The following is a 669-nucleotide window of genomic DNA, read 5'->3' as shown; positions in this document are numbered from 1 at the left end:
TCTCGCCTGCTGCTGCTTTGTCAGTTGTCGCAGGGGGAGTTCACTGTAAGTAGTTTGGAAGCGACGACGGGCATAGCTCAGCCCGCCCTGTCCCAGCAATTGGCGGATCTGCGGCAGCGGAATTTAGTTCTCACCCGACGTGAGTCCAGATCCATAATCTATAGCATGGCCGATCCCAAAATTGCTGCTTTGCTAAGCGCCATGCATGCAATCTTCTGCGCAAACATAGATTAGTAGAGTCATTGCTTTGGAAAATCGTAATTCAGTATTTAGAGTGCGAGAGGCAGCTTCTAATTTTAGCAACCTGAGGCAGGCCGTTACTTTGAGAGAAGGCACTGTTCGCGAAGTTATTATTGACGGGTTTTTCTAAAGCCACAGTAAACCCCAAGGCCCAATGGTGTGGCGTTATAGAGATTGGGTAGATAGTTTTTTAAAATGGATTTTGCTAGGGAAGGTCTGAATAACGAGGCCTGAGAGTGCGGGATGTCGCGTCGTTCCGAAGAGTGGCGTTTGAATCTTTGGAATTTCGCCATTTCTGGCGCTTTCCGTGGGAATTTCCTGGTTTACAGGCGCACGCTCCCCATAGCCGGCAGCAACTGCTTTCGCTTCATCCACAGATTGGAGAGCGCAAACAAGGTCAGCACGTGTGCGGTGTTTTTGGCCAGGCCG

1 protein-coding gene and 1 pseudogene are annotated in these 669 nt (G+C 50.1%); one reads left to right on the top strand and one right to left on the bottom strand.

The annotated features are described in order from the left end of the window. Positions 1 to 234: ArsR/SmtB family transcription factor (locus tag F7R02_RS25755; RefSeq protein WP_151210350.1), on the top strand; the 234-nt coding region annotated here is incomplete at its 5' end. A gap of 329 nt (positions 235 to 563) precedes the next feature. Here F7R02_RS25755 and F7R02_RS25745 read toward each other — a convergent pair. Continuing rightward, positions 564 to 669: pseudogene (locus tag F7R02_RS25745) on the bottom strand (IS5/IS1182 family transposase); the annotation flags it as partial.

Origin of the sequence: Xanthomonas cissicola (assembly GCF_008801575.1) — a bacterium.
Classification (GTDB): domain Bacteria; phylum Pseudomonadota; class Gammaproteobacteria; order Xanthomonadales; family Xanthomonadaceae; genus Xanthomonas; species Xanthomonas cissicola.
This window is presented reverse-complemented; position numbering and strand designations above follow the sequence as displayed.